Genomic DNA, 1,459 nt, shown 5'->3' with positions numbered 1-1,459 from the left:
CCGGCCGGGGACGACGTCATCGGCCAGATCAACTCCTCCTGGGCCGTCCGGGTATACCGCGACGAACTGGTGGAATTCCAGGTGGACGGCACCCACGGCTCGGCCGTCGCCGGCCTGAACAAGTGCGTCGCCCAGCAGCGCGCCCACACTCCCAAGCCCGTCTGGAACCCCGACCTTCCGGTCACCGAATCATTCCGCGACCAGTGGCAGGAAGTACCCGCCAACGCCGACTTGGACAACGGCTTCAAGCTGCAGTGGGAGGAATTCCTCCGCGACGTCGTCGCCGGCCGCGAACACCGCTTCGGCCTGCTCTCCGCCGCCCGCGGCGTCCAGCTCGCCGAGCTGGGCCTGCAGTCCAACGACGAACGCCGCACCATCGACATCCCGGAGATCACCCTCTAATGACTTCCCTCATCCTTCCCTCCGAAGACGGCGGCACCAGGGAATACCGGCTGCAGGGCGGCGCCCCCTGGGGCCGCCCCACGGCACCCCTGACCGCACGCCGGGCGTACGCGGCCGCCCACGTCATCCCTGAAGTGCTCGCCGACAATACCCCGGGTGCCCCGGCACGGCTGGACTGGGACGCCACCATGGCCTACCGCCACGAGCTCTGGTCCTATGGCCTCGGCGTGGCCGACGCCATGGACACCGCCCAGCGCGGCATGGGCCTGGACTGGGCCGCCACCCAGCAGCTCATCAAGCGCACAGGCGTGGAAGCCGCCTCGGTGGTTTCGGCCGGCAACGCCGCAACCGCGGGCAAGTCCGTTCGCGACCTGGTCTCCTGCGGCGCAGGCACCGACCAGCTGGACATCGACGCCCTGCCCTCCGGCGAGGCCGGCATCAAGGCCGTCCTGGAGGCCTACCGCGAGCAGATCGCCGTCGTCACCGAGGCCGGACCCAAGGTCATCCTCATGGCATCCCGCGCCCTGGCGAAGGTGGCCCGCGGCCCCGAAGACTACCTGGAGGTGTACTCCACCCTGCTGCAGGAAGTGGACCAGCCGGTCATCCTGCACTGGCTGGGCACTATGTTCGATCCCGCCCTCGCCGGCTACTGGGGATCGGACGACGTTGCCACGGCCACCGAAACGTTCCTCGGCCTCATTAAGGACAACGCGGCCAAGGTTGACGGCGTCAAGGTCTCGCTGCTCGACGCGAGCCACGAGGTGGCCCTGCGGGCGGCCCTGCCCGACGGCGTCCGGCTCTACACCGGCGACGACTTCAACTACCCGGAACTGATCGACGGCGATGGCAGCCACCACTCCGACGCCCTGCTGGGCATCTTCGCGGCAATCTACCCCGCCGCTTCGGTGGCCCTGCAGAACTACGACGCAGGCAACGCCGCCAAAGCCCGCGAAATCCTCGACTCCACCCGCGAACTGGGCAAGCACATCTTCAGCGCCCCTACGTTCTACTACAAGACGGGCATCGCGTTCATGTCCTGGCTCAACGGCAAGCAGCC

The 1,459-nt window shown here is 68.5% G+C and carries 1 protein-coding gene and 1 pseudogene; both read left to right on the top strand.

Translation table 11 applies throughout. From position 1 onward, the window contains the following. Positions 1-402 (top strand): annotated as a pseudogene (locus tag DFO47_RS21030) (gfo/Idh/MocA family oxidoreductase); the annotation flags it as partial. Continuing rightward, positions 402-1,459: dihydrodipicolinate synthase family protein (locus tag DFO47_RS21025; protein WP_133832934.1), on the top strand; the 1,058-nt coding region annotated here is incomplete at its 3' end. The pseudogene DFO47_RS21030 and the gene DFO47_RS21025, both read left to right, overlap by 1 nt.

Origin of the sequence: Arthrobacter sp. AG258, assembly GCF_004364695.1 — a bacterium.
GTDB lineage: Bacteria > Actinomycetota > Actinomycetes > Actinomycetales > Micrococcaceae > Arthrobacter.
This window is presented reverse-complemented; position numbering and strand designations above follow the sequence as displayed.